This window comes from Microbacterium sp. S1037, from assembly GCF_048381605.1.
In the GTDB taxonomy this organism is placed as follows: Bacteria; Actinomycetota; Actinomycetes; order Actinomycetales; family Microbacteriaceae; genus Microbacterium; species Microbacterium testaceum_B.
In genome coordinates, this window is sequence record NZ_JBLWIG010000002.1 from 187,136 (window position 1) to 213,177 (window position 26,042).

30 protein-coding genes are annotated in these 26,042 nt (G+C 69.1%); 14 read left to right on the forward strand and 16 right to left on the reverse strand.

The features are described from left to right. The first annotated feature begins 31 nt into the window (after positions 1–31). Both ACMW4R_RS11575 and ilvA read left to right on the forward strand, forming a co-directional pair. The gene (locus ACMW4R_RS11575; RefSeq protein WP_058597831.1) at positions 32–1,222 is read left to right on the forward strand and encodes an AI-2E family transporter; all 1,191 of its coding nucleotides are present in this window, start codon (positions 32–34) and stop codon (positions 1,220–1,222) included. Next, entirely contained in the window at positions 1,219–2,448 is a 1,230-nt protein-coding gene (gene ilvA, locus ACMW4R_RS11580; RefSeq protein ID WP_058597830.1) for a threonine ammonia-lyase, read from the forward strand. The genes ACMW4R_RS11575 and ilvA overlap by 4 nt, the downstream gene beginning before the upstream one ends. A gap of 173 nt (positions 2,449–2,621) precedes the next feature. Here the strand turns inward: ilvA and greA are convergent, their stop codons facing one another. Together greA and ACMW4R_RS11590 are read right to left on the reverse strand one after the other, a co-directional pair. Continuing rightward, complete coding sequence (gene greA, locus ACMW4R_RS11585) at positions 2,622–3,113, reverse strand: transcription elongation factor GreA (RefSeq protein WP_058597829.1); 492 nt, start codon at positions 3,111–3,113, stop codon at positions 2,622–2,624. Positions 3,114–3,215: 102 nt separating this feature from the next. Continuing rightward, positions 3,216–3,611: a DUF4307 domain-containing protein gene (locus ACMW4R_RS11590; protein ID WP_418299995.1), complete on the reverse strand. Its 396-nt coding sequence runs from the start codon at positions 3,609–3,611 to the stop codon at positions 3,216–3,218. A gap of 63 nt (positions 3,612–3,674) precedes the next feature. Here ACMW4R_RS11590 and ACMW4R_RS11595 point away from each other — a divergent pair, with 63 nt between their 5' ends. Beyond that, positions 3,675–3,950, forward strand: coding sequence for a hypothetical protein (locus ACMW4R_RS11595; RefSeq protein ID WP_058597827.1), 276 nt, complete (start codon positions 3,675–3,677; stop codon positions 3,948–3,950). A gap of 134 nt (positions 3,951–4,084) precedes the next feature. Here ACMW4R_RS11595 and trhA read toward each other — a convergent pair whose 3' ends face one another. Continuing rightward, positions 4,085–4,777, reverse strand: a complete 693-nt coding sequence (gene trhA / locus ACMW4R_RS11600) for a PAQR family membrane homeostasis protein TrhA (RefSeq protein WP_058597848.1) — start codon at positions 4,775–4,777, stop codon at positions 4,085–4,087. A gap of 154 nt (positions 4,778–4,931) precedes the next feature. Here trhA and ACMW4R_RS11605 point away from each other — a divergent pair, with 154 nt between their 5' ends. Continuing rightward, entirely contained in the window at positions 4,932–5,714 is a 783-nt protein-coding gene (locus ACMW4R_RS11605; RefSeq protein ID WP_058597826.1) for an isoprenyl transferase, read from the forward strand. Positions 5,715–5,926: 212 nt separating this feature from the next. Further along, entirely contained in the window at positions 5,927–7,276 is a 1,350-nt protein-coding gene (locus ACMW4R_RS11610) for a PhoH family protein (protein ID WP_058597825.1), read from the forward strand. Between the two features lie 292 nt (positions 7,277–7,568). On the opposite strand, the gene ACMW4R_RS11615 is transcribed toward ACMW4R_RS11610, so the two are convergent. Genes ACMW4R_RS11615 through xseA form a run of 7 tightly spaced genes read right to left on the reverse strand, consistent with a single transcriptional unit; the run spans position 7,569 to position 13,993 of the window. Then, positions 7,569–8,225 (reverse strand): response regulator transcription factor, encoded by a 657-nt coding sequence (locus ACMW4R_RS11615; RefSeq protein WP_058597824.1) that lies wholly within the window; start codon positions 8,223–8,225, stop codon positions 7,569–7,571. Further along, positions 8,222–9,637, reverse strand: a complete 1,416-nt coding sequence (locus tag ACMW4R_RS11620; RefSeq protein WP_058627272.1) for a sensor histidine kinase — start codon at positions 9,635–9,637, stop codon at positions 8,222–8,224. The genes ACMW4R_RS11615 and ACMW4R_RS11620 overlap by 4 nt, the downstream gene beginning before the upstream one ends. 41 nt (positions 9,638–9,678) lie before the next feature. Then, positions 9,679–11,073, reverse strand: coding sequence for a class II fumarate hydratase (locus tag ACMW4R_RS11625; RefSeq protein ID WP_058614933.1), 1,395 nt, complete (start codon positions 11,071–11,073; stop codon positions 9,679–9,681). Between the two features lie 32 nt (positions 11,074–11,105). Beyond that, the gene (locus ACMW4R_RS11630; RefSeq protein WP_081317466.1) at positions 11,106–11,753 is read right to left on the reverse strand and encodes a carbonic anhydrase; all 648 of its coding nucleotides are present in this window, start codon (positions 11,751–11,753) and stop codon (positions 11,106–11,108) included. Positions 11,754–11,788: 35 nt separating this feature from the next. Continuing rightward, positions 11,789–12,421, reverse strand: a complete 633-nt coding sequence (locus tag ACMW4R_RS11635) for a DUF4245 family protein (RefSeq protein WP_058597820.1) — start codon at positions 12,419–12,421, stop codon at positions 11,789–11,791. After that, complete coding sequence (locus ACMW4R_RS11640) at positions 12,421–12,651, reverse strand: exodeoxyribonuclease VII small subunit (RefSeq protein WP_013586103.1); 231 nt, start codon at positions 12,649–12,651, stop codon at positions 12,421–12,423. Before ACMW4R_RS11640 ends, ACMW4R_RS11635 begins: the two co-directional genes overlap by 1 nt. A gap of 10 nt (positions 12,652–12,661) precedes the next feature. Further along, complete coding sequence (gene xseA, locus ACMW4R_RS11645) at positions 12,662–13,993, reverse strand: exodeoxyribonuclease VII large subunit (RefSeq protein ID WP_418299996.1); 1,332 nt, start codon at positions 13,991–13,993, stop codon at positions 12,662–12,664. Between the two features lie 57 nt (positions 13,994–14,050). Between xseA and ACMW4R_RS11650 the strand changes: the two genes are divergently transcribed. From ACMW4R_RS11650 to ACMW4R_RS11670, 5 genes are read left to right on the forward strand one after another with little or no spacing between them, the layout of a single operon-like run. Further along, positions 14,051–15,112: a 4-hydroxy-3-methylbut-2-enyl diphosphate reductase gene (locus tag ACMW4R_RS11650; protein WP_193751282.1), complete on the forward strand. Its 1,062-nt coding sequence runs from the start codon at positions 14,051–14,053 to the stop codon at positions 15,110–15,112. Further along, complete coding sequence (locus ACMW4R_RS11655; protein ID WP_418299997.1) at positions 15,109–15,651, forward strand: DUF6264 family protein; 543 nt, start codon at positions 15,109–15,111, stop codon at positions 15,649–15,651. Before ACMW4R_RS11650 ends, ACMW4R_RS11655 begins: the two co-directional genes overlap by 4 nt. 54 nt (positions 15,652–15,705) lie before the next feature. Then, positions 15,706–16,212, forward strand: a complete 507-nt coding sequence (locus ACMW4R_RS11660) for a sigma-70 family RNA polymerase sigma factor (RefSeq protein ID WP_058614930.1) — start codon at positions 15,706–15,708, stop codon at positions 16,210–16,212. Between the two features lie 17 nt (positions 16,213–16,229). Continuing rightward, on the forward strand, positions 16,230–16,910 hold the full coding sequence (locus ACMW4R_RS11665; RefSeq protein ID WP_193754849.1) for a zf-HC2 domain-containing protein: 681 nt from the start codon (positions 16,230–16,232) through the stop codon (positions 16,908–16,910). A gap of 9 nt (positions 16,911–16,919) precedes the next feature. Then, entirely contained in the window at positions 16,920–17,465 is a 546-nt protein-coding gene (locus ACMW4R_RS11670) for an MOSC domain-containing protein (RefSeq protein WP_058597814.1), read from the forward strand. 92 nt (positions 17,466–17,557) lie between these two features. Here the strand turns inward: ACMW4R_RS11670 and fbaA are convergent, their stop codons facing one another. Further along, positions 17,558–18,586: a class II fructose-bisphosphate aldolase gene (gene fbaA, locus ACMW4R_RS11675; protein ID WP_058597813.1), complete on the reverse strand. Its 1,029-nt coding sequence runs from the start codon at positions 18,584–18,586 to the stop codon at positions 17,558–17,560. A 176-nt stretch (positions 18,587–18,762) separates the two neighbouring features. On the opposite strand from fbaA, the gene glpX reads away from it, so the two are divergent. Further along, positions 18,763–19,752 (forward strand): class II fructose-bisphosphatase, encoded by a 990-nt coding sequence (gene glpX, locus ACMW4R_RS11680; RefSeq protein ID WP_058597812.1) that lies wholly within the window; start codon positions 18,763–18,765, stop codon positions 19,750–19,752. A gap of 256 nt (positions 19,753–20,008) precedes the next feature. Continuing rightward, complete coding sequence (locus ACMW4R_RS11685; RefSeq protein ID WP_058597811.1) at positions 20,009–20,218, forward strand: hypothetical protein; 210 nt, start codon at positions 20,009–20,011, stop codon at positions 20,216–20,218. Positions 20,219–20,252: 34 nt separating this feature from the next. Here the strand turns inward: ACMW4R_RS11685 and ACMW4R_RS11690 are convergent, their stop codons facing one another. Beyond that, positions 20,253–21,596: a DNA recombination protein RmuC gene (locus ACMW4R_RS11690; protein ID WP_418300267.1), complete on the reverse strand. Its 1,344-nt coding sequence runs from the start codon at positions 21,594–21,596 to the stop codon at positions 20,253–20,255. 53 nt (positions 21,597–21,649) lie between these two features. Next, positions 21,650–22,246 (reverse strand): 3'-5' exonuclease, encoded by a 597-nt coding sequence (locus ACMW4R_RS11695; RefSeq protein ID WP_418299998.1) that lies wholly within the window; start codon positions 22,244–22,246, stop codon positions 21,650–21,652. 214 nt (positions 22,247–22,460) lie between these two features. Between ACMW4R_RS11695 and ACMW4R_RS11700 the strand changes: the two genes are divergently transcribed. Together ACMW4R_RS11700 and ychF are read left to right on the forward strand one after the other, a co-directional pair. Next, positions 22,461–23,210 (forward strand): class I SAM-dependent methyltransferase, encoded by a 750-nt coding sequence (locus ACMW4R_RS11700; protein ID WP_418299999.1) that lies wholly within the window; start codon positions 22,461–22,463, stop codon positions 23,208–23,210. A gap of 40 nt (positions 23,211–23,250) precedes the next feature. Beyond that, positions 23,251–24,324, forward strand: a complete 1,074-nt coding sequence (gene ychF, locus ACMW4R_RS11705; RefSeq protein WP_418300000.1) for a redox-regulated ATPase YchF — start codon at positions 23,251–23,253, stop codon at positions 24,322–24,324. Between the two features lie 101 nt (positions 24,325–24,425). Here the strand turns inward: ychF and ACMW4R_RS11710 are convergent, their stop codons facing one another. From ACMW4R_RS11710 to ACMW4R_RS11720, 3 genes are all read right to left on the reverse strand, one after another. Further along, positions 24,426–24,692 (reverse strand): Txe/YoeB family addiction module toxin, encoded by a 267-nt coding sequence (locus ACMW4R_RS11710; RefSeq protein ID WP_058614924.1) that lies wholly within the window; start codon positions 24,690–24,692, stop codon positions 24,426–24,428. After that, a complete protein-coding gene (locus tag ACMW4R_RS11715) occupies positions 24,689–24,937 on the reverse strand; it encodes a type II toxin-antitoxin system Phd/YefM family antitoxin (RefSeq protein WP_058627265.1) in 249 nt (82 codons plus the stop codon). The genes ACMW4R_RS11710 and ACMW4R_RS11715 overlap by 4 nt, the downstream gene beginning before the upstream one ends. A 97-nt stretch (positions 24,938–25,034) precedes the next feature. Continuing rightward, positions 25,035–25,994 (reverse strand): ADP-ribosylglycohydrolase family protein, encoded by a 960-nt coding sequence (locus tag ACMW4R_RS11720; RefSeq protein WP_418300001.1) that lies wholly within the window; start codon positions 25,992–25,994, stop codon positions 25,035–25,037. Between the last annotated feature and the right edge of the window lie 48 nt (positions 25,995–26,042).

Below are 26,042 nucleotides of genomic sequence, written 5' to 3' on the forward strand. Positions count from 1 at the left end.
CCCGCAGGGAGCGCGGCGGTAGGCTGACAGGATGACCGGACCCGATCCCGAGCCTCGCGGATCGTTCTTCGACGCCCTCCGACGGCGCACGGTTTCGAGCGATCTTCAGCCTGCGATACCCCCGGCGCTCCGGCAGACCACGGCGTACGCGTGGCGGCTGCTCGTGATCGCCGCCGCCGTCGGCGTGGTCATCTGGGTCGTCATCCAGCTGAAGCTGCTGGTGATCCCTCTCCTGGTCGCGATCCTCATCACGGCGCTCGTCTGGCCGGCGTTCTCGTTCCTTCAGCGTCACCGCTGGCCCAAGTGGCTCGCCATCGTCGTGACGGTGCTCGGGACCATCGCGATCATCTCGGGCCTCGTCTGGCTCGCGGTCTGGCAGATCTCGCGCGAGTTCGCCTCGGTCCAGAACCGCACGGTGCTCGCGGTCGAGCAGTTCCGCCAGTACCTCATCGACGGCCCCCTGCACCTCAGTGCGCAGCAGATCGACGACGGACTGACCCAGGCCGGGACCTTCCTGCAACAGCAGGCGGAGCTCCTGTGGACGGGTGCCCTCGCCATCGGAACGACTCTCGGCCACGTCGGCACCGGGGTGCTGCTGACGCTCTTCATCCTGCTGTGCCTGCTCGCCGACGGTGGCGGCATCTGGCGCTGGACCACGCGCCTGTTCCCGCGCGTCGCGCGCCCGGCCGTCGACGGCGCCGGTCGTGCGGGCTGGCGCACGGTCAAGAGCTACGCGCGGACGCAGCTGCTCGTCGCGACGATCGACGCGATCGGTATCGGCCTCGGCGCTTTCCTTCTCGGAGTGCCGCTGTCCATCCCGATCGGGGTATTGGTCTTCCTCGGGGCGTTCATCCCGTTCGTCGGAGCCGTGGCCACCGGCGCTCTCGCCGTCTTCATCGCGCTCGTCTACAACGGCCCGCTCATCGCGCTGTTCATGCTCATCGTCGTACTGGGCGTGCAGCAGGTCGAGAGTCACATCCTCCAGCCGATCCTGATGGGGTCGGCGGTCAAGGTGCACCCGCTCGCCGTCGTCCTGGTCGTCGCCGGAGGCGCCATGATCGGTGGGATCGCCGGTGCGCTGTTCGCCGTGCCGCTCGCGGCGTTCGTCAACGTGGTCGCGGTGTACCTCAGTTCCAAGGCCTGGGAGCACGAGGGGCAGCCGCTGGCGTCCCGCGATCTCATCTGGCAGACCGTCCCGCGCGAGCGCGGAAGGAGATCATGAACGACACTCCCACCCTGGCCGAGTTCGAGGATGCCGCGCAGGCTCTGCGCGGCATCATCACGCGGACCCCGCTCGACGAGTCGCTGCACCTCACCGAGCTGCTCGGCGTTCCCGTCAACCTCAAACTCGAGAACCTGCAACGGACCGGCTCGTTCAAGATCCGCGGCGCCACCTACCGTCTGTCGCGCCTGACGGCGGAGGAGCGCGCGCGGGGAGTCGTCGCCGCCTCCGCCGGCAACCACGCGCAGGGCGTCGCGCTGGCGGCTCAGCAGCTCGGCATCCCGGCCACGATCTTCATGCCGCTCGGCGTCCCCGTGCCGAAGCTCTTGGCCACGCGTGGGTACGGTGCCGAGGTGATCCTCGAGGGCGCCACCGTCGAGACGCCGCTGCGCCTCGCCGCCGAGTTCGCCGAGCGCACGGGGGCCGTGCTGATCCACCCGTTCGACCACCGCGACATCGTCGTGGGGCAGGGGACGCTCGGGCTCGAGCTCGTCGAAGACATGCCCGACCTCGAGACGATCATCGTGGGCATCGGTGGAGGCGGTCTGGCCGCCGGCGTCGCCGCCGCCGTCAAGGCCCGCGCCGCGGCCGAAGGCCGTCACGTGCGCATCATCGGCGTGCAGGCGCACAACTCCGCCGCCTACCCGTCGTCGCTCGCCGCCGGGTACCCGATGCAGGTCGAGACGACCCCGACGATCGCCGACGGCATCGCGGTCGCCCGCCCCGGCGATCTGCCGTTCGAACTCATCCGGCAGTACATCGACGAGGTCGTCACCGTCACCGAGGACGACATCGCGCGCGCTCTGCTCGTGCTCCTCGAGCGGGCGAAGCAGGTCGTCGAGCCCGCCGGTGCCGTGGGCGTCGCCGCGATCCTCGCGGGCAAGATCCAGGCGACCGGCCCCACCGTGACGATCCTGTCCGGCGGGAACATCGACCCCCTGCTGCTGCAGCGCGTCGTGGCGCACGGTCTCTCGGCATCCGGTCGATACATGTCGCTGCGTATCCCGCTGCCCGACCGTCCCGGCCAGCTCGCGCGCGTCTCGGAGCTTCTCGCGCAGGTGGGCGCGAACGTCATCGAGGTGCTCCACACGCGTCACGGGCAGGGCTTGCAGATCAGCGAGGTGATCCTGCAGCTGAGCGTCGAGACCCGCGGTGCCGAGCACCGCGCGCTAGTGATCAAGACGCTCGAGGACGCGGGCTTCATCGCGACCGTCGTCCCCGACTGACTCGCCGGTCCCCGAGCCGCCCCGTCGGCTCGGGGTCGTGTACGCACCCAGTCTCGAACGGTGGGCGCGCAGGCGCCCCTGACGCGCAGCACGGCCCGGAGCCGTGGCATCCTGACCCCGAAACGCCACGAGCCGCTCACCCCGAACGGGGGAGCGGCTCGTGATCGTGGGGCTTACTGGCCGGAGTAGGTCTCGACCTTGAGGATCTCGACCGAGATCTCCTTGCCGTTGGGGGCGGTGTAGGAGCCCTTCTCGCCCTCCTTGAGGCCGATGATCGCCGCACCCAGCGGGGAGGCCTCGCTGTAGACGTCGAGCTCGGAGTTCGCCGCGATCTCGCGGTTGCCGAGCAGGAACTTCTCTTCGCCGCCGGCGACGACGGCGGTCACGACCGTGCCCGACTCGACCACGCCGTGGCTCTCGGGCGCCTCGCCGACCTTGGCGTCCTTCAGGAGCTGCTGCAGCGTGCGGATACGCGCCTCCTGCTTGCCCTGCTCGTCCTTCGCGGCGTGGTAGCCGCCGTTCTCTTTCAGGTCGCCCTCTTCGCGGGCGGCTTCGATGCGCTTCGCGATCTCTTCACGGCCGGTGGTCGAGAGGTGCTCGAGCTCCTGAGCCAGACGGTCGTAGGCGTCCTGGGTGAGGAACGTCACCTGAGCGTCGTTGGACACGGTTACTCCTTCGTCGAGGGCGAGCGGCGTTCATCGCGTGTGCCGCCGGGGTATATGTCGAACGCCCCGGCATCGAGCCGGGGCGCGTCATCTGAGGCTATTTTACGGCACCCAGCAGGAGTTGACAAAACCCGTGGTCGCCAGCGCGAGGGTCGGAATCTCTTCGGTGAACGCCCGGCTGTGATCTTCGGATGCCGGGTATTCGACCACCCGCCATCCGACGGTTCCGTGGTCCTCGTCCTGCGCCTCGATCGCGCACGCCACGGGTTCACCGACGGGGGCCGTGAACTGGAAGGAGATCGTGACGGCGCTCGCATCCGTGACGGTGAAGCCCGTGTCGGTCGCTGTGACCGACCGCAGGGTGTTCGACACGGTGGCCCACCCGAGCAGCGCGGTGAGCGTCAGCGCGACGACGCCGACGATGCTCCACAGCACGATCCGGCGGCGGGGTGACGTGCGCCGACCGTAGCGCTCATCGAGCATCTCCTGCGTCGTCATGGTCTCTCCGGGCTTTAGGCTGGAGTTCCAGGCTACGCGCTTCCGCCCGGACCGAAGGACTCCATGCTTCCCGTGCTCGTCGCTCTCGCGACCACGCCCACCCCGGCCAACACCCCCGACGACTCCCTCGTCACGCCCGGGCCGTTCGGCTTCGGCGCGATCGCGTTCATCGGTGTCGCGGTGTTCCTCCTCGTCTGGGACATGCTGCGTCGCATCCGTCGCGGGCGCTACCGCGAAGAGGTCAACGCCGAGCTCGACGCCGAGGAGCAGGCGCGCGCCGCTCGGACGGCCGCCGTACCGGACGACGACGACACCGACCCCGCCGCTCCCCGCCGCTGAGCGCGGCCTCGAGGCCGCGGCATCCGTAATCCGGAGCGTCGCAGAATCGGAGAGGTCGACCGAATTCGGAAAGCCTGGGGCATGCCGTCCGATTCTGGCGCTCTGGTCCGAATCTGCGCGACCAGGCGGGTCGCTCAGCCGCCGTGGTACGCCGGAGCGAGGGCGATCAGCAGGCACGCCGTCCAGTGGCACAGGAACGCCAGCACGGTGCACACGTGAAAGATCTCGTGGAAACCGAAGTGCCCCGGCCACGGGTTCGGCCGCTTGAGCGCGTAGACGATCGCTCCGGCGGTGTAGAGCAGGCCGCCCACGACGACGAGCACCATCATCGCCGGATTCGCCTTGAAGAGGTCGACGATGTACATCACCGCGGCCCAGCCCAGGGCGAGGTACAGCGCCACGTACAGCCAGCGCGGGGCGTTGATCCAGAACACGCGGAACAGGATGCCGAGCAGCGCACCGCCCCACACGATCGAGAGCAGCAGGACCGTCTGCGGGGTATCGAGGGCCAGGACCGCGAGAGGCGTGTACGTGCCCGCGATCAACAGCAGGATGTTGGCGTGGTCGATGCGCTTGAGGACGGCCTTGGTCTTCGGCTTCCAGTGGAAGCGGTGATAGAGCGCTGAGTTGCCGAAGAGGAGGAGCGAGGATGCCGCGAACACGGCGGATGCCCACTTGGCCGGGGCGCCGTGCGCGAGGACGATGAGAACGATGCCGGCCGCGATTGCGACGGGAAAGGTGCCCGCGTGGATCCATCCGCGCCAGGTCGGCTTGACCTCGTCTTGGGCGCTGACGGCGGATGCCTCGAGCAGGGGAAGCTGCGGCATCTCCACACCGTCATCAGGGATCGTCGGGGTCACGGGAAAACCCTACGCGTCCGCCCATGCCGCAGATGGAACGCGGAGAGATGCTCACCTTTTCCGCAGGTGGAAGCCGCCCACGCGAAACGGCGAACCGCCCTGCGCGCGGTAGCGTAGGCGGGTGGCGCGGAGGCGAAGGAACGAGGGGCGTGGCCCCCTGTATCGTCTGTACGCCTCGCGATTGCGTCGACGGATGCCCGCGACCGTTCCGCACCACGTCGCCATGATGATCGACGGCAACCGCCGATGGGCGCGTCAGCTCGGCTACGACAGCGCGGCGCACGGGCACCGCGCGGGCGCGGCGAAGATGCACGAGTTCCTGCGGTGGTGCGACGACCTGGGCATCGGCGTCGTGTCGCTGTACCTGCTGTCGAACGACAACCTGCTCAAGCGTGACAGCCGCGAACTGGGTGACCTGCTCGAGATCATCGCCGAGCTCGCCCGGGAGCTGTCGCTCGAACCCGACTGGCGCGTCCAGCACGTGGGTCGGGCCGAAGGGCTCCCGCCCGAGCTCGCCGAGGTTCTGCGCGAGGTCACCGAGCGGACGCGCTCGCACACCGGCCTGCACGTCAACCTCGCGGTGGGGTACGGGGGTCGGAGCGAGATCGTGGACGCCGTGCGCAGCATCATCGCGAAGCACGACGCGTCGGGCGGTTCTCTCGAGGAGCTCGCAGCCAGTCTGACGCCCGAGCAGATCGGCGAGCATCTGTACACGGGCGGCCAGGCGGACCCCGACCTCGTCATCCGCACCTCGGGCGAGCAGCGCCTCAGCGATTTCCTTCTGTGGCAGTCCGCTCATTCCGAGTTCTACTTCGTGGAGGCGCTGGGTCCGGATCTGCGAGAGGTCGACTTCCTCCGGGCCATCCGCGACTTCTCCGCCCGGGATCGGCGTTTCGGTCAGTAAGGCTCACGGGCCGACAACCCTCACCACGAGAGTGAAACTTGTTCACACACTTGTCATTTTGGTGGTGTGTTAACGACCCTCGGATGCCGCTGGGCATCGTACGGTGATCACATCGGGCACGGAGCCCGATCGAGTCGGCCTTCGGATTGCGACTCGTGACCCACAGGTCGACTCGTGACAGCCGGGTGAGACACCCGGGTCGGGAGTGGGTTGTGACTGCACGAGCACCATTCGACCAGCGTCACGTCGACGAGAGCAGCGTCTCCGAACAGGATCTGCGCACCTATGTTCTGGACACGTCTGTCCTTCTGAGCGATCCGCGGGCATTCTTCCGCTTCGCGGAGCATTCGGTCGTGATACCCGTGGTGGTGATCACCGAGCTCGAGGGCAAGCGCCACGACCCCGAGATCGGGTACTTCGCTCGGCAGGCGCTCCGTCATCTCGACGAGCTCCGGATCGAGCATGGGCGCCTCGACTTCCCCGTCCCCGTCGGCAACGACGGAACCCTCCGCGTGGAGCTGAACAACACCGACCAGATGGTCCTGCCCTCGGGCATGCGCACGGGCGGCAACGACAGCCGCATCCTCGCCGTCGCGATGAACATCGCGAAGGACGGCGCCGAGGTCACCGTCGTGTCGAAGGATCTGCCGATGCGCGTGAAGGCCGCGTCCCTCGGCCTGACGGCGGAGGAGTACCTGGCCGAGCAGGCGATGGACTCGGGATGGACGGGAATCGCGTCTCTCGACATCTCGGGCGACGATCTCAGCGACCTGTACGAGAGCGAAGTGGCCACGAGCGACGAGGTCGTCGGTCTGCCGGTGAACACGGGGCTGATCATCCACTCCGAGCGCGGTTCGGCGCTCGGCCGTGTCACGGGCGACGGCGAGTTCCGGCTCGTCCGCGGAGACCGCGACGCCTTCGGGTTGCACGGTCGATCGGCCGAGCAACGCATCGCCCTCGATCTGCTGCTCGACCCCGAGGTGGGCATCGTGTCGCTCGGCGGGCGGGCGGGCACCGGCAAGTCGGCGCTGGCGCTGTGCGCCGCGCTCGAGTCGGTACTCGAACGGCAGCAGCAGAAGAAGATCATCGTCTTCCGGCCGCTGTTCGCCGTCGGCGGGCAGGAGCTGGGGTATCTGCCCGGCGACCAGGCCGAGAAGATGGGGCCCTGGGGGCAGGCGGTCTTCGACACGCTGGGCTCGGTCGTCTCGGGCAACGTCCTCGAGGAGGTGCTGGCCCGTGGTCTTCTGGAGGTGCTGCCTCTCACGCACATCCGCGGTCGTTCCCTCCACGACGCCTTCGTGATCGTCGACGAAGCCCAGTCTCTCGAGCGGAACGTGCTCCTCACGGTGCTGAGTCGCATCGGGCAGAACTCCCGCGTCGTGCTCACGCACGATGTGGCGCAGCGCGACAACCTGCGCGTGGGGCGCCACGACGGCGTCGCCTCGGTGATCGAGACGCTGAAGGGTCACGCGCTCTTCGGCCATGTCACCCTGACGCGTTCGGAGCGCTCGGCGATCGCCGCTCTCGTGACCGATCTTCTGGAGGCCGGCGAACTCTCCTGACGTGATTCCACAACGGAGGGCTCGGGCGAACCGCTCGAGCCCTCCGTCTTTTCCTAGATGAGAGCATTCTCATTCTCGGCTCCTGTGGCTTTCATATGCGCACGGCAGAATGGAGCCATCGACGAGGGAACAGTCTCGTCACCGCCCCCGGCGGTCCCCCCTGAGAAATGAACACGAGATCCGCTCTCAACGGGCTGGTCGCTGCATTTCGGGTAAGTCAGCAGACCCCCGGAGCAGGATCTCCCCACAGCCCCCGGTTTCCCCCCGCCGGGGGCTTTCGGGTTAACGGCGACTACTCCCAGCGGTAGCCGGCTCCGCGCACGGTCGCGATGCGGCTGGCGCCGAACTTCGCGCGAAGGTATCTCACGTACACGTCGACGACGTTGGAGCCGGGGTCGAAGTCCATGCCCCAGACGCGGCTGAGGAGCTGCTCGCGGCTGAGGACCTGCCCCGCGTGGCGGAGGAACTCCTCGGCGAGGGCGAACTCGCGCGCGCTCAGGTCGACGTCGCGCCCGTCGATGCTCGCCCGTCGCCCGCGCACGTCGAGCGTGATGTCGCCGTGCGAGATCGAGATGGTGTGCGCCGTGAGCGGTTCACGCAGTCTCGACCTGACGCGCGCGAGCAGCTCATCGAACTTGAAGGGCTTCGCCATGTAGTCGTTCGCTCCCGCGTCGAGACCGTCCACGGTGTCGCGCGTGCTGGTCCGCGCGGTGAGCATGATCACGGGGATCGCGGACCCCTGTCCCCGGAGGGTGCGGAGCACCTCGAAGCCATCGAGCGTGGGCAGTCCGACGTCGAGCAGCACCAGGTCGATGTCACCGGACAGAGCGGCACTGAGGGCTTCGGCACCGTCGTCGACGGTCGCGGTCTGATAGCCGGCCGCCTCCAATCCTTTCGCGACGAACGCGGCGATGCGCTCTTCGTCCTCGGCGATGAGGATGCGAGTCATCCGGTGGCCTCTCTCTGCATCACGACGTCTCCGGCGCGCACGGGGGTGGGGAGGTCGGCGGCGGAGTGCGACCGACCGAGAGGGAGATGCAACGTGACGGTCGCGCCGCCACCGGGCGTGTCGCTGACGCTGCAGTAGCCCTCGTGGGCTTTGGCGATGGCATCCACGATCGACAGTCCGAGTCCGGATCCCTCGACCCCGCGACGCGTCGAGATGCGGTCGAACCGGCGGAAGACGCGGTGGCGCGCAGCGGGAGGGATGCCGGGACCGTGGTCGCGCACCCACAGATCGGCGCTGCTGTCACCGACGCTGCTGCCGATCTCGATCGGCGTCCCCGGTGGGGTGTACTTCGCGGCGTTGTCCGCGAGCTGCAGCCACGCTTGAACGAGGCGGTCGTGGTCGCCGTGGATCGCTCCGCGACCGCGGGACTCGACCGTCCAGGTGTGGTGGGGGATCGCGCTGACCAGCTCGCCGACGCGGTCCGTCAGAGCCGCGACCTGGATGACCTCGGTGGTCAGAGAACCGGCCTCGACCACGGCCAGGGCATCGATGTCGTCGACCAGACGCGAAAGGCGGTCCAGTTCGGCGATTCCGAGGTCGCGCGTCTCGGAGACGTCGTGCGGGTCGGCGGGGTCCATCATCTCGAGATGCCCACGCACGATCGTGATCGGCGTCTTGAGCTCATGACGCACGTCGTCGAGCAGCTGTCGCTGGGCTTCGACGGACATCGCGAGACGATCCAGCATGGAGTTGACGGAGGAGGTGAGGTCGGCGATCTCATCGTTGCCCTGCGGCGGCAGACGCGTGCCCAGATCCGCCAAGGTGATGGCATCCGTCGTGTCGCGGAGCCGCCGGAGGGGCGAGAAGAGCAGGCCGGTCACGAACCAGCCCGCGACGGCCACCGCGAGCAGGACCACGGTGCCCGCGATGGCGAACGTGGTGGTCGAGAGGGTGACCAGCTCCATCCGCTGATCGATCGAGATCGCCTGGACGACCGAAGCCCCGTCGAGCGGGACGGCGGCGTACAGAACCGGTCCGTGCTCGCTGTCGACACGCCCGCGCAATTCTCCGCGCGCGATCGCGTCGCTGACGGCCGAGACGAAGCGCGTGTCGTTCGAGAGGGAGAGCCCCGGCGGCGACGGTGTACCCGCGAGCACCGTCGTGCCCGACAGGGCGACGGTGCCGTCGGTGCGTCCGGGGATGGTCGCACCGACGAGCTCGACGGCATCCGTTCCGCTGGATGGGGCCGTGCTCGAGAAGCCGTCGAGCTGACGTTCCGCGTTGGCGATGACACGCTCGCTCTGCACGAGGAAGGTGACCCCTCCCGCGATGATGAGTCCCAGCAGCAGAACGCCGAGGATCGCGCCGAGGAGTCGCGCGCGCACCGAGACGGGTCTCGGTGCGCGGCTCATCCTTCGATTATGGCGCGCCTCGGCGTTCGATCTTGCGGGGCTCAGCCCGGGTGGGTCATCGAGAGCAGGTCGAGCTTGGCGTCCAGCACCTCTTCGGTGATCTCGCCGCGCTCGACGTAGCCCAGGTCGATGACGGCCTCACGCACGGTGATGCCCTTGGCGACGGCGTGCTTCGCGATCTTCGCAGCCGCCTCGTAGCCGATGACCTTGTTCAGGGGTGTGACGATCGACGGGGACATGCCGGCGAAGGCCTCGGCGCGAGCAACGTTGGCTTCGAGACCGTCGATGGTCTTGTCGGCGAGCACGCGCACGGCATTGGAGAGCAGGCGGATCGACTCCAGCAGGGCCGTCCCCATGACGGGGATGGCGACGTTCAGCTCGAACGATCCCGATGCGCCGGCCCAGGCGACCGTGGCGTCGTTGCCGATGACGCGCGCGCAGACCATGAGGGTGGCCTCGGGGACGACGGGGTTGACCTTGCCGGGCATGATCGACGAGCCGGGCTGCAGGTCGGGGATGTGGAGTTCGCCGAGACCCGTGTTCGGGCCCGAACCCATCCAGCGGATGTCGTTGTTGATCTTCGTGAGCGACACCGCGATCGTGCGGAGGGCTCCGGATGCCTCGACGAGACCGTCCCGGTTGGCCTGAGCCTCGAAGTGGTCCTTGGCCTCGGTGATCGGGAGCTGCGTCTCGGCGGCGAGGATCTCGATGACCTTCTGCGGGAAGCCGAGCGGCGTGTTGATGCCGGTGCCGACGGCCGTTCCGCCCAGGGGGACCTCGCCGACGCGGGGGAGGACGGCCTCCACGCGCTCGATGCCGAGACGCATCTGGCGGGCGTAGCCGCCGAATTCCTGACCGAGCGTGACGGGCGTCGCGTCCATGAGGTGCGTGCGGCCCGACTTCACGATGCCCTTCCAGGCATCGGCCTTGGCCTCGAGGGCGACCGCGAGGTGGTCGAGCGCGGGGATGAGGTCGGTGATGAGCGCCTGGGTCACGGCGATGTGCACGGACGTCGGGAAGACGTCGTTCGACGACTGCGAGGCGTTGACGTGGTCGTTGGGGTGCACCGTCGAACCGAGGATGCGCGTCGCGAGGGTCGCGAGCACTTCGTTCATGTTCATGTTCGACGACGTGCCGCTGCCGGTCTGGTACGTGTCGACGGGGAAGTGGGCGTCGTGCACCCCGGTGACGACCTCATCCGCAGCCTGGGCGATGGCATCCGCGATCCGACCGTCGAGAGTGCCGAGATCCTTGTTCGCGAGGGCCGCGGCCTTCTTGATCCGGGCCAGTGCCGCGATCTGCGTCGACTCGAGACCCGAGCCCGAGATCGGGAAGTTCTCGACCGCGCGCTGCGTCTGCGCCGCGTATAGGGCGTCCTTCGGCACGCGCACTTCACCCATGGTGTCGTGCTCGATGCGGTACTCGGTGTCGGTCACGTCGTCGTTCCTCCAGGTCGTTCGTTCGGTTCTCAGATGCGGGTGTCCGCGAAGCGGGGGTCGTCGACCCGGGGGTCGTCGACGTCGCCCACGATGACGACGGGGAACGCTTCCCCCTCGTCGAGTCGGTAGTTGGCCCCGACGACCGCGGTGCGGCCCTCGGCGACGGCTTCGCTGATGAGCTCGGATGCGCGGAGCAGCTCGCCGACGGTGTGGCGCAGATGCTCGCGCCCGACGAGTTCGGGGTCGACATGGTCGGGCAGGTGTCCGTCCACCGCGGTCTGGCGCTGCACGCGACGCACCGCGGGCACGATCGGCGCGATCTGACGCCAGATGTACGCGGGGAGGGTCGGCGCGTCGACGCCGGTGCTCTCGATCGCGGCACCGACAGCGCCGCACGCGTCGTGGGCGAGGACGACGATGAGGGGCACTTCGAGGACGCCGACGGCGTACTCGAGGCTGCCGATCACTGAATCCGAGATGACCTGGCCGGCGTTACGGACCACGAAGAGGTCGCCGAGTCCCTCGTCGAAGATGATCTCGGCGGCCAGGCGCGAGTCGGAGCACCCGAACAGGGCGGCGGTCGGATGTTGCGAACCGGCGAGCTCGGCGCGGCGCTCGACGTCTTGACGCGGGTGCGCGGGTGCTCCGGTCACGAACCGGCGGTTGCCTTCGACCATCTGCTGCCAGACCTGGCCGGGGGTCAGGGGTGCGCTCACGGGATCTCTTTCAGCTGCTTCACCTGCGCGGACACCGACGCCGCCGCGAGTGCCGCGGTCTCGGGCGCGGCGTCACCGTAGACGAGCACGTAGTCGGGGCCGGCGGGGGTCGCCAGCGCATAGTCGATGTTGCCGGTGCCGGACGGGTTGGCCGGGCGGTAGACGTTCCAGGTGATCCCGTCGATCTCGGTGGTCTCGGTGCTCCGTGTTCCGTCGAGGACCTGAGCGACCCAGGCCTCGTCGGTGTCGAAGCCCTGGGCGACACGGAGGAATCCGGACTCGCCCGACCGGACGTAGACCATCGTCCAGGCCTCGGTGCCTCCGACGCCTTCGACCGTGGCCTGGTTGACCCGCCAGCCCTCACCGAGCGAGGGTGTCAGCACGGGGCGGCCGCGATCGGTCTCGAGGTCGGCGGCCAGTGCGGGGACATCCGGCTCGGGGCGGGGGACCGGCTCGCCGCGCGGGACCGCGGCGACGACGACGAAGACGACCGCGACGGTCACCAGCAGCGCCGCGATCAGGTTGCGGAAGGTCTTGCTCGAGCGATAGCGGCGGGACGACTCGGCCTTGCGGGCTGCGGTCTCCTCCGGAGTCTCGGGACGGCCGAGCTCGGCGACGACGCGGGCCATCAGGCGTCCTCGCCCTCGCCGCGGGCGGCGTCGAGACGGCGCTTGGCCCCGAGGAGCCACTCTTCGCAGCGCGCGTAGAGCTGTTCGCCGCGCTCCCAGAGGGCCAGCGACTCCTCCAGCGTGGGCGCGCCCTGCTCGAGCTCGGACACGACGCGCACGAGTTCATCGCGTGCCTGTTCGAAAGAGAGGGTCGCGACGTCTGCCGAGGGTCCGGGAGTCGTCGCGGTCATGGCATCCATCTTAGGCGGGACCCACCGACACGCCGTCGCCCGATGCCTCGCCGTCGAGCGGAGCGACGGGCGTCCCATCGATCTCGCCTTCCGAGCGGGCCGTCAGCGATCCGCGCGCGACCGTGACGGTGAGCGCGGTTCCGGCGGGGGCTTGGCTCGCGTCGCGGACGATCGCACCGCCCTCGACCTGGGCGATCGCATAACCGCGTGCGAGTGTCCCGAGGGGCGAGAGCGCGCGCAGGGACGCGCTCAGCTCGCGTGTCCGGCGCTGTTCACTCTCGAGTCGGCGATCGACGATGTCACGGCCGCGGTTCGAGAGCATCCACAGCTCCTGCGCCCGTGAGGTGAGCATGGCGTGCGGGGTGCGCAGCGACGGACGCGAACGGATCTGCTCGAGCTGGGCGATGTCGTGCAGCACGCGCTGCGTGAGGCGTCCGGTCAGCCGTGCGCGCAGCTGCGCGACGAGAGCCCGCTGTTCGGCGACGTCGGGAACCACGCGTTTTGCGGCGTCGGTGGGTGTGGAGGCGCGGAGGTCGGCGACCTCGTCGAGCAGGGGTCGGTCGTTCTCGTGGCCGATCGCGCTGACGACCGGCGTGGATGCCGCGGCCACCGTGCGCAACAGGCGCTCGTCGCTGAAGCCGAGAAGGGTCTGCGGATCGCCGCCCCCACGGGCGATGATGATGACGTCGACCTCGGGGTCGGCATCCAGAGCCTTCAACGCGGCCAGGGTCTCCGGGACGCAGCGGTCGCCCTGGACCGCGGCGTACTTCGTGCGGAAGTTCACCCGCGGCCAACGCAGCTCGGCGTTGCGGTGCACGTCTTTCTCGGCGTCCGAGTTCTCACCCGTGATGAGGCCGATGCAGTGGGGGAGGAAGGGCAGCTTCTTCTTGCGCACGGGGTCGAACAGACCCTCGGAACGCAGCTGCACGCGCAGTCGCTCGAGCCGCTCGAGCTGTTCGCCGAGGCCGACGTGACGCATGGCGGAGATCGCGAACGAGAAGTCGCCCGTGCGGGGGAAGTAGTCCGCCTTGACGCATGCCACGACGTGGTCGCCCACCTGGAAGTCCTTGGGGAGGCGCGCGAGCGTGCTCGACCAGATGCGGAACGCCACCGTGGACTCGGTGTTGAGGTCTTTCAAGCGACCGAAGACGTTGCCACCCCGACGGTTGAACGAGGTGATCTCGCCCTCGACCCAGACCGAGCCCCAGCGTTCGATGAAGCCGCGGATCGTGTCGTTCAGGCGCGACACCGACGTGGGGGTGTCGGTTCGCGAGTCGCGAGGGTGGACCGAGTCGGCGGGGGGCGCCTCGCCGGGTACCGTCTCGGGATGGAACGAGGTCATGGGCTCCAGTCTGCGGGGTTCGGCCGTCGTCCAGGGGCGCCCCGGTAGAATCGAGGGGTGAGCACACCTGTCGTCCAACTGCCCGTTCCCCGGATTCCGGGTCGACGTGGGCGGCTCCAGGATATCCCGGTCAAAGGCCAGAAGAAGGTGCTGCTGGCGGCACCGCGCGGATACTGCGCCGGTGTGGACCGCGCCGTCGTCGCCGTCGAGAAGGCCCTCGACCGCTACGGTGCCCCCGTGTACGTGCGCAAGCAGATCGTGCACAACATCCACGTGGTGACCGAGCTCGAGAAGAAGGGCGCGATCTTCGTCGAAGAGGTCGACGAGGTCCCCGAGGGCTCGCACGTCGTCTTCAGCGCGCACGGCGTTTCGCCCGCCGTCGTCTCCGCGGCGTCCGACCGCGGCCTGCAGGCCATCGACGCCACGTGCCCCCTCGTCACCAAGGTGCACCGCGAGGCCGTGCGCTTCGCGCGCGATGACTACGAGATCCTGCTGATCGGCCACGACGGCCATGAAGAGGTCGAGGGGACCGCCGGCGAGGCTCCCGAGCACGTCACCGTCGTCAACTCGCCCGAGCACGCCGACACCGTCGAGGTGCGCGACCCGTCGAAGGTGGTGTGGCTCTCGCAGACGACGCTGTCGGTCGACGAGACGATGGAGACGGTTCGCCGACTCCGCCTGCGCTTCCCGCACCTGCAGGACCCGCCCTCCGACGACATCTGCTACGCCACCCAGAACCGTCAGGTCGCGATCAAGAAGGTCGCCGTCGGCGCCGACCTCGTCATCGTCGTGGGCTCCGCGAACTCCTCCAACAGCGTGCGCCTCGTCGAGGTCGCGCTCGAGCACGGTGCCAAGGCCGCCTACCGGGTCGACTACGTCGACGAGGTCAAGCAGGAGTGGCTCGACGGCGTCGAGACGGTCGGCGTCACCAGCGGCGCGTCGGTGCCCGAGGTGCTCGTGACCGAGGTGCTCGAGGAGCTCGCCGGCGCGGGCTACCGCGACGTCGAAGAAGTACGGACCGCCGAGGAAGACCTGATCTTCTCGCTCCCGAAGGAGCTGCGTCAGGATGCCGCCGGCCAGCGCGACCAGCGGGCGCTGGGCGGCCGGGGTCGTTCGTGAGCGACGCCGACCCGCGGCCGCGTCCGCAGTTCGGGGAGTACGCGACGCCCGAGGAGCAGCAGGCTCGCATCCAGCGTCCGGAGGTCACGGAGTCGCTCGATGCGGGCGTCGCCCCGCAGCCGGCCGCTCCGGCGTCGGCCACCGTCGCACCGGCGCCGGCCCGCGGGCCCCTGGTCGACCGCGTCATCACGCTCATGCTGCTCGTCTACGGGCTGTTCTCGGTCGTCACGACGATCGTGCAGGTGCTGGACTTCCCTCACTATGCCGAGCAGGCGGCGAAGGTCCTCAACGTCGACGCGACCTACTCGAACCTGGCCGCCGGTTTCGTCTGGGGTGCGGTGGCCGCCGTGGTCTACGGCGTCGTCTACCTCGTCACCGCTCTGCTGACCTGGCGTCGGCTCAAGCGCGGCCGGATCGCCTTCTGGATCCCTCTCGTCGGCTTCGCCGTGGCCGCCCTCGTGGGCGGCACCTGCATCGCGATCGCCATCGTCAGCGACCCCGCCTACCTCTCCGCGCTGATGGACGGCATCTCGAAGTGAACCGACGGGGCCGGCATCCCGTGTTCTTCTGAGAACCCGAGAGAGGAGCCGGCCGTGGTGCGAGAAGATCACGCGCGTCTGACCGCGCTCTACGACGCCCACGCGGCGCCCGTCTGGCGGTACGTGGTCAGTCTCACGGGCGACCACGCGGGAGCGGACGACGTCGTGCAGGAGACGCTGCTGCGGGCGTGGCGGTCGCCGCGCATCATGAGCGATGATCCGGGATCGCTGCGGTCGTGGATGTTCACGGTCGCCCGCAACCTCGTCATCGACGAGGCGCGCAGCGCCCGTCGTCGCCACGAGCTGGCCGTCGACGAGGTGCCGGACGCGGGACGCGACGACGACACGGATGCCATGTTCGACGCGTTGCTCGTCGAGGAGGCGCTCTCGACCCTGACGCCCGATCACCGTGCGGTGATCGTGAGCGCGTACTACGGCGGTCGGAGCGTCGCGCAGACGGCCGAGGAGCTCGGCATCCCGGCGGGGACCGTCAAGTCGCGACTGCACTACGCGGTGCGAGCACTGCGGCTCGCCCTGCAGGAGAGGGGGGTGACGCGATGAACGCCGATCACTCACGGATGTCCGAGTGGGACGGTGCCTACGTTCTGGGTGCCCTGTCGGCGGCGGATCGCGCGGAGTACGAGGGGCATCTCGCGATCTGCGCGGAGTGCCGGACGGCTGTGGCGGAGCTCGCGCCCACGGCGGGCCTGCTCTCGCGACTGTCGGCTGACCGTGCCCGGGCGATCGATGCATCGAGCGGTCCGGTCCCCATCGCCCTGCCCCATCCCTCGCTCCGGACCCGCGTCGTGCAGACCGCGCGTCGGCGTCGGGCCCGGCGGATCACGGCGTGGACCCTGGCGGCATCCCTCGCCGTGGTCGCCGTGGGCGTGCCGACCGTCGTCACGATCACCAACGCCTCTTCGTCGTCGGGGACGACCTACGCCCTCGACGAGGTCGGCGGGGCTCCGCTCGAGGCGTCGGTCAAACTGACCCCGGTTGCGTGGGGCACCCGGATCGACCTCGTGTGCCAATACACGGGTGAGGTGCTCGATGCCCCGCCCGGTGGCTGGCCCTACGCTCTGGCGGTGACCGATGACTCCGGCTCGACCTCGGTGCTCTCGACCTGGCGCGCCGGCCCCGGGGCCACGACCGAGCTCAGCGCCGGCACCGACCTCGAAGCATCGAGCATCGGCTCGATCGAGATCCGTTCCGTCGACGGCGATCGCGTCGTCATGCGGAGGGACTTCTCCACCCCGTAGCATCGACGGATGCCACGCCTCGTCGCCGTCTGCGCCGTCCACCAGCTCCACCCGGACGCGGGGTCCGTCGGGGTGACCGCGATCGACAAGCGCGCGCTCGACGGTCCCGTTCGTCTGGGCCCGCTCGGCGTACGCGCGGATGTCCAGGCGAGCCGCAAACACCACGGCGGGCGCGACAAGGCGGTGTACGCATACTCCGAGGCGGACGCGGCGTACTGGGAGAACCAGTTGGGCCGCGATCTGCACCCGGGGTGGTTCGGTGAGAACCTCCGGGTGGACGGCATCGATGTCAACGCGGCGCGCATCGGCGAGATCTGGCGCATCGGCGACACCGTCGAGGTCGAGGTCACCATGCCGCGCACGCCGTGCGCGACGTTCGCGCGCTGGGTCGGCGGACGCGACGCCCGAGGGTGGGTGAAGCGCTTCTCCGACGAGGGACGCCTCGGCGCGTACCTCCGGGTCCGGCGCGCGGGAGATGTCCGGGCGGGGGATGCCATCGAGGTGCTGTCGTCCCCCGAGGGCGCGCCCACGGTGCTCGAGGTCTACCGCGCCTGAGCCAGCGCCCGCACGCTCACGGACGTGGCATCCGGTGTCGGAAACGACGAATGCCCCGGCCGGAGCCGGGGCATTCGCGAGAGAGGGTCGGGTCAGCTCTTGGACTGGCCGTACGAACCCAGCTGCTTGGTGGCTTCGACCACGCGGACGGCCATGGCCGACTCGGCGACCTTGCCCCAGGCACGGGGGTCGTACTGCTTCTTGTTGCCGACCTCGCCGTCGATCTTCAGCACGCCCTCGTAGTTCGAGAACATGTAGCCCGCGATCGAACGGGTGAAGGCGTACTGCGTGTCGGTGTCGATGTTCATCTTGACGACGCCGTTCGCGACCGCGAGGGCGATCTCTTCGTCGCTCGAGCCGCTGCCGCCGTGGAAGACGAGGTCGAGAGGCTTCGGGCCGGTGCCGAACTTCGCGGCGATGCCCTCCTGGATCTCGCCGAGCAGCTCGGGGCGGAGCTTGACGCCGCCGGGCTTGTACACGCCGTGGACGTTTCCGAACGTGAGGGCCGAGATGTAGCGGCCGTTCTCGCCGAGGCCGAGACGCTCGACGGCCTTGGTCACGTCGGCGACGGTCGTGTAGAGGGCCTCGTTCGAGCCCTCGTGCTGAACGCCGTCCTCTTCGCCGCCGACGACGCCGACCTCGATCTCGAGGATGGCGTTGATGTTCTTCATGCGGGGGAGGAGCTCGGCGGCGATGTCGATGTTCTCGTCGAGGGGAACGGCCGAGCCGTCCCACATGTGCGACTGGAAGATCGGGTTGCGGCCGGCCTTGACCTCTTCCTCGGATGCTTCGAGGAGGGGGAGCACGAACCCGGGGAGCGCGTCCTTGGGGCAGTGGTCGGTGTGGAGCGCGACCGTTACGGGATAGTTCTTGGCGACCTCGGTGACGTACTTGGCGAAGGCGAGCGCGCCGGTGGCGCGGGCCTTGACCGTGTGGCCGGCGAAGTAGTCGGCGCCGCCGGTGGTGACCTGCAGGATGCCGTCAGAACCGGCCTCGGTCAGGCCCTGGAGCACCGAGTTGATGGTCTGCGAGCTCGAGACGTTGATCGCGGGGTACGCGAAGCTGCCGGCCTTGGCGCGGTCCAGCATCTCGGCGTACTGCTCAGGGGTGGCGACGGGCATTGTGCTCCTTGTGTCGTTGCGGGGACACCGTCAGCCTAGCGAAGGTGCTGGATCGTGCTGAGGCTGTCGGGTGAGGAAGTGGCGGAGTATGCGCCAGCGATAAAAATCGAGATTCCTTCGTCGGCGGGCGCCGGAAATTGGCCGATTGTCACATCTCGCGTGGCTACAGTGGCCACATGGTGAGCCTGACATCCGATATGAGTCCGTTGCACCCCGATCGGAACCTGGCTCTCGAGCTGGTTCGCGCGACCGAGGCGGCATCCATCCGGGCAGTCCCCTTCATCGGTCGTGGTGACAAGGAAGCGGCGGACGGTGCGGCCGTCGACGCCATGCGCGCGTTCTTCAGCACGGTCAACTTCGACGGCACGATCGTCATCGGCGAGGGCGAGAAGGACAACGCCCCGATGCTCTACAACGGCGAGCGTGTCGGAAGCGGGCGCGGACCGCGGTGCGACGTCGCGGTCGACCCGATCGACGGCACCTCGCTCACGGCGGCGGGGCGTCAGAACGCCCTCTCGGTGATCGCCGTGTCCGACCAGGGAACGATGCTCGACGCATCGAGCGTCTTCTACATGGACAAGCTGGTCACCGGACCTGCCGGCGTCGGGGTCGTCGACATCCGGCTCCCCATCGGCGAGAACATCCGCTTGCTCGCGAAAGCCCTCGGCAAGCCCGTCGACGAGATCGTCGTGTCGGTGTTGAACCGTCCGCGTCACGAACAGCTCATCGCCGACATCCGCGCGGCCGGTGCGGGCACCCGCCTCATGAGCGACGGCGACGTCGCCGGCGGGATCAACGCCGCCCGTCACAATGCCCGTACCGACATGTGCGTCGGTATCGGAGGCAGCCCGGAAGGCATCGTCACCGCGTGCGCGATCAAGGCGCTCGGTGGACACATTCAGGGTGTTCTTGCTCCCCGCAACGACGAGGAGAAGCAGAAGGGCGTCGACGCCGGCCTGAAGGTCGACGGCACGGTTTACGAGGCCGACGACCTCGTCAAGGGCAAGAACACGATCTTCGTCGCCACCGGTGTGACCGACGGCCAGCTGGTGCAGGGTGTGCGCCGCGACGGCGACTTCATCTACACCGAGAGCGTCGTGCTCCGTGGCGCGTCGGGAACGCTTCGTCGCATCTCGTCTGAGCACTTGACGTCGAAGTGGCTCTGAATCGGTAGCGCTCCGTCTCGCTGAGCACAGCCGCCGCCCGGCCGCGCTCAGCGAGACGGCACTGACCCGGTAGCGCGTCGCCCTTGCTCCGCGGTGGAGCTCCGGTGGGAGGCGCGGCGACGGACGCGGAACGCACACCTACAGCCGGGCGTGTCGTGACGCAAGCGTGACCGGTGTCGCGGGGGTGGTCTGGCAGAATCGTGTGCAGTGTCAACGGCGACGCTGTGTTCTTCCGAGACCCGAAGGGGGATCGTCCATGGCAACTCCCACGAACCAAACCGCACCCCAGACCGGGGCGCAGGCGGTCATCGCCGACGCCGTTGACCCTGCGCGCCGCCCCGATGTGCTGCTTCGCGTTCGCCGCGACGACGGCCACGAGATCAGCGCCTGGTGGATGGTCGGCGCATTCGTCGGCGTATCCGCGGCTGTCGTCAGCCTCTTGAGTTGGGTCCCCGGCGGCTCTTGAGCCACCCCGCAGCCTCTCTCTCCGTCGATTCCGCTTAGCGCTCCTCCGACTCGAGGCCCGCGCGGATCCGCACGTCGCCCAGATCGGCTGATGCGACACTCCGGTGGTCTCCCTCCACCGCGCTGTCCGCCGTCGAGCCGTCATCGATCGGTGTCGTCGCGGAGTCGATGAACTCGGGGGCCGCCCAGCGCCGCGGCGTCGCCTCGATCGAAGCGGGAGGGGAGACGGCATCGAGCTTCGTCTCGTCGATCCCTGGGAACTTCCGCGCCGTCACCAGCACGCGCGACTCGAGTGATCCGGCGAACTTGTTGTAACTGTCGACCGTGCGCTCGATCGCCCGGCGGAGGTCGCCGGCGTGCCCGGCGAGGACGCCGACACGCTCGTACAGCTCCGAGCCGAGGGTGAAAAGCGCGCGCGCTTCGTCGGACACGTCTTGCTGGGTCCAGGTGAACGCGACGGTCTTCAGAACCGCCCATAGGTTCACCGGTGAAGCAAGAGCCACCCGTCGGGAGAACGCGTAGTCGAGAAGCGTCGGGTCTTCGTCGAGAGCCGAGGCCAAGAGCGATTCGCTCGGGATGAAGCACACCACGAACTCCGGGCTGCTCTCGAGGCCCGCCCAGTAGGTCTTTCGCGCGAGAGCGTCGACGTGACCCCGGACCGCCTTGGCGTGACGGGCGAGCAGCGTCGCACGGCGAGCGCCCTCGTCGCCCTGCGCGGTCACCGGGATCGCGCTGGCCTGGAGATAGGCGTCGAGGGGGACCTTGGCATCCACCGCCAGAGCTTTGCCACCCGGGAGCCGGACGACCATGTCGGGTCGACCCGCACCCGCGTCGGAGGTGATGGAGGCCTGCAGGTCGAAATCGACGTATCGCGTGAGTCCGGCGGCTTCGACGACCCGACGCAGCTGCGTCTCTCCCCAGACGCCGCGCGTGCTCCCGGACCGCATCGCCGACGCGAGGGCTTCGGTGGTGGCACGCAGAGCCTCGTCGGCCTCACGCGACATCCGCAACTGCTCGCCCAGGGCGGAGTACTGCTCGACGCGGTCGCGCTCGAGCCCGTCGACCTTGCGCTGCATCGCCTCGAGGGTCTCGCGCACGGGGTCGAGGGCGCGCAGCACCGTCTGGTCGCGACGTTCGCGTTCTTCGCGAGCGGCCTGGTCGGTGCGGGATTGACCGACGGCCTCTCTGTAGAGGGCCGTCTGATGGTCGAGCTGCGCCTGGAGTCCCGCGCGCGCGGCATCGGAGGCGGCGACCCGGGCGAGGAGATCAGCTTGTTCGGTGGCGGCGCTCGCAGAGGCCCGCGCGGATCCGAGGAACCACCCGCCGGCGACGCCGAGCGCGAGGGCGAGGATCACGAGAACGAGGGCGATGGCATCCATGAGGTCAGCATGCACCAGACCTCCGACATCGCCGGAAAGACGGGCCGCGAGCGTCAGGCGACGGCGCGCTCCGCGACGGGCTCGACGGCGATCTGCGACACGCGGACGCCCAGGTGCGCCGCGAGGGCGTGGACGTCGCCGACCCCGGCGCGGCGCGCGCAGTCGATCGTGATCTCGGCGCACGCGACCGCGTCGGCCAGAGCGTCGTGGTGGGCGAAGGGCGAGCATCCCGCTTCCTCGGCCACGAGGGGCAGGCGGTACGACGGCAGCGTGTAGGTCTTCCGAGACATCTGCACGCTGCAGAGGTAGCGATAGGGCGGACACTCGTCACCCGTCGCGGCGCACGCGCGACGCAGGACCGACATGTCGAAGCCGGCGTTGTGGGCGACCAGCACGTCGGCGCCGGCGAACGCGGTGAGGCGCGCGAGCTGGGCGCTCCAGTCGGGCGCGTTCACGACATCGGCCGCTCGGATCCCGTGGATGCCCACGTTGATCGGAGCGAAGTGGTCGTGTCCGGGCGGCGGTTTGATGAGCCACGCGGCGGTGGCGACGACACGACCGTCGCGCACGCGGGCCAGACCGACCGCACAGGCCGACGCGCCACTGGAATTCGCCGTCTCGAAGTCGATCGCCGTGAAGTCCAGTCCCACGTGTCCACTCTCACCCGCCGCGGCGACGACCCGAAGAGGCGCGCCGAGGGGCTCGGCATCCGGTGTCGGAGCCCGCGCGCGACATGTCGTGCCGTCACGCGGAGTCCGTGTGCGACACGCCGGCGACACGTGTGCGACACGCTGAGGTGGTTCGGCGAACTCCGCAGGACGGCGCGGGGCTGCTCGTGTCGGAGGCGCGGCGTAGGGTCGGAGCATGAGCGCCCAGCACAAGTCGAGGTCGTTCGGACAGGCAGCGGCCGCTTACGAATCGGGGCGGCCGGGCTACCCGTCCGAGGCGGTGGCCTGGCTGCTGGATCCCGTGCGGGAGGCGGGCCGGGCGCTCCGCGTCGCCGATGTCGGCGCCGGAACCGGCAAGCTGACGCGCGCCGTGGTCGAGCTTGGCGCCGATGTGGTGGCGGTGGATCCGGATGCCGACATGCTCGCGACCCTGCGAGAGAACGCGCGCGGTGTGCCCACCTTCGTCGGCACGGCCGAGCAGCTGCCGCTGCCTGACTCGGGTCTGGATGCCGTCGTGATGGGCCAGGCCTGGCACTGGGTCGACGTCGAGGCGGCCTCGCGCGAGACGGCACGGGTCTTGCGCAGCGGGGGAGTGCTCGGGCTGATCTGGAACATCCGCGACGACGCCGTGGACTGGGTGCGGAGGCTCACCGAGGCCATGGGCGGCTCGAATGCCGAGGTGCTCCTCGCCACGACCGGTCCACGCGTCGCCGAGCCGTACGAGAGCCTGGAACACCACGAGTGGCGCTGGGAGCGACGGATCACTCTGCCCCAACTGCGCGACCTCGTCGTCTCGCGGAGCGACATCATCACGGCCAGCGCCGAGAGGCGAGCAGCCATCGATGCGGCGGTCGACGGAGTGCTGGCATCCGTTCCCGGACTCGCCGATGGAGGTTCGGTCGCGCTCCCGTACGTGACCCACGCGTTCCGGGCACGACGACCCTGACGCGGGTGAGCGGGCTCCGGGCCGGGTAACCTGGACTCCCGTGGCTCTTACCATCGGAATCGTCGGCCTTCCCAACGTCGGAAAGTCGACCCTCTTCAACGCCCTGACCAAGAACTCGGTGCTCGCGGCGAACTACCCGTTCGCGACCATCGAGCCGAACGTCGGGGTCGTGAACCTTCCCGATGTGCGCCTTCAGCAGCTCGCCGATGTCTTCGGCAGCGAGCGGCTCGTTCCCGCCGCGGTGTCGTTCGTCGACATCGCCGGGATCGTGCGGGGCGCGAGCGAGGGTGAGGGCCTCGGCAACCAGTTCCTCGCGAACATCCGTGAAGCGGATGCCATCGCCCAGGTCGTCCGCGGATTCGCCGACGACGACGTGGTCCACGTCGACGGAGCGGTCAATCCCGCGAGCGACATGGAGACGATCAACGCCGAGCTGCAGCTCGCCGACCTCCAGACCCTCGAGAAGGCGATCACCCGGTACGAGAAAGAGGTCAAGGGCAAGAAGCTCGATCCCTCGGTTCTCGACGCCGCCAAGGCCGCGCAGGACGCGCTGCAGCGCGGCGTGCTGCTCTCGGCATCCGGTCTCGACCTCTCGCCCATCCGTGAGCTGGGGCTCTTGACCGCAAAGCCCTTCATCTTCGTGTTCAACGTCGACGAGGCCGTGCTCACCGACCAGGCGAAGAAGGATGAGCTTTCGGCGCTGGTCGCTCCCGCGAAGGCCGTCTTCCTGGATGCCAAGATCGAGTCCGAGCTGATCGACCTCGACCCCGAGGATGCCGCCGAGCTGCTGGCATCCACCGGCCAGGACGAGTCGGGGCTCGATCAGCTCGCCCGTATCGGCTTCGACACCCTCGGTCTCCAGACCTACCTCACGGCGGGTCCCAAGGAAGCGCGCGCGTGGACGATCCCGCAGGGTGCGAAGGCGCCGCAGGCGGCCGGTGTCATCCACACCGACTTCGAGAAGGGCTTCATCAAGGCCGAGGTCATCTCGTTCGACGACCTCATCGAGCTGGGCTCGGTCGCCGAAGCCCGCGCGAAGGGCAAGGCGCGCCTCGAGGGCAAGGACTACGTGATGCAGGACGGCGACGTGGTGGAGTTCCGCTTCAACAACTGACACGAACGTCCATCTCGGGTCGTCCGCACGAGCGGGATCCTTCCGCCCAGCGTTCATCCGCCTGTTCCCGGATTCCGGTGGAGGCTACCCGTTCGTCGAGGTCAGTAGTGGTACCGCGCCTGCAAGATCGTGATGTGGGTGTCGTTCGCGACGTAGACGAGGCGGTTCGCCTCGTCGATGCGGCGTGACCAGGCGCCGGCGAGGGCGTGTTTGAGGGCTTCGGGCTTGCCGATTCCCTCGAACGGGTCGTCGCGGAGGGTGTCGGCGATCAGCTGGTTGATGCGGCGCAGGGTCTTGCGGTCCTGTGTCTGCCAGTACAGGTAGTCGTCCCACCCCTCGGCTGTCCAGGCCAGCTTGCGGCCGCTCACGGCTCGATGAGGTCGTGTTCTTCGATCGCGTCGTCGCGAGCGCTTGCCAGGGCACTCAGCAGACGACGGGCGTTCTCGGGGGAGCGGAGCAGATAGCTGGTCTCGACGAGCGAGTCGTACTCGTCCTTCGACATGAGAACGGCGGAACCGCGCTTCGAGGTGATCTCGACCTCCGTGTGGTCGAGGTTGACGCGCTCGATGAGGCCGAAAAGGTCGCGGCGTGCTTCGCTCGTCGTGATGGCCATGAGTCCTCCGAAGTCGTACCAGAAATGGTACCACTCAGGAGTTGGTGGTGGCCGCTGGGGTGCGCCGTGGAGCGCGACGATCCGGGGGAGAGACCCGCTAGCCCCACGCCGACACGGCCGACGCCCCCACCGCGAGCCGCGCGCGCCGCGCGAGCTCCGCCGCGTCGATACCCGGCCACCCGTGCAGAACGGTCGTGTGCGAGTCGGGGAGTGCGTCCGCGCCCCAGACGGCACCGGCGAGGGAGCCGGCGATGGCCGCGACGGTGTCGGTGTCGTTCCCGCCGCGGACCGCGCGCTCGATGGCATCCAGGGGTCCGGCGGCTCCGGAGACCGCGGCCAGCGCACCCTGGAATGCCCGCACGACCCAGCCGTTCGCATCCCGGAAGTCGCGTGGGTGACGGCCGGAAACCAGGGCTTCGTCGATCAGCGCCGCCCACCGGTCGCGACGGTCCTGCGGCACGACGTCGAGCTGTCCGCACATGTCGAGTTCGCCGGTCAGGATGCCATGACGGATGGCCGCGCACCACAGGGCGCAGGCGTCGACGTTGTCGTCTTCCCAGTGCGTGAGCTGCGCGACTGCCGCAGCCGCGGCGGTGAGATCGGGACGGTCGAGGTAGCCGAGGGCGACGGGACCGGTGCGCATCAGCGAGCCGTTGCCGCCGCTTCGCCCGGTCTCGTCATGCACGGCGCGCGCGGCTGTGCGGATGGCATCCATCATCGGGGGCGACGGGATACGGCCGAGGACGTGCCGTGTCTGCGCACCCACGTCGAGGGCGCTCTGAGCCCACCCCTGCCACGCCGCCACGATGCGCTCGAGAGCGGCGGGGTCGGTGAGCCGGCGCCCCGCGGCCAGCTCGTCGAGCACCGGGATCGCCATGCTCGTGTCGTCGGTCCACTCTCCGGCTCCGTGGCCGAAGTGCCCCACGCCGAACTCGGGGGTGACCTCGTCGGGGAGTGCCGGGCCGAACTCGTACGCCGAGCCGAGAGCGTCGCCTGCGGCCGACACGATGACGGTTCCGACGGCGCGATCCATCTGGGCGGGGGAGAGGTGTGCCATCCTCCCAGCGTACGAGCACCTCCGCGCTCGAGCGCTGCGGCCGAACGG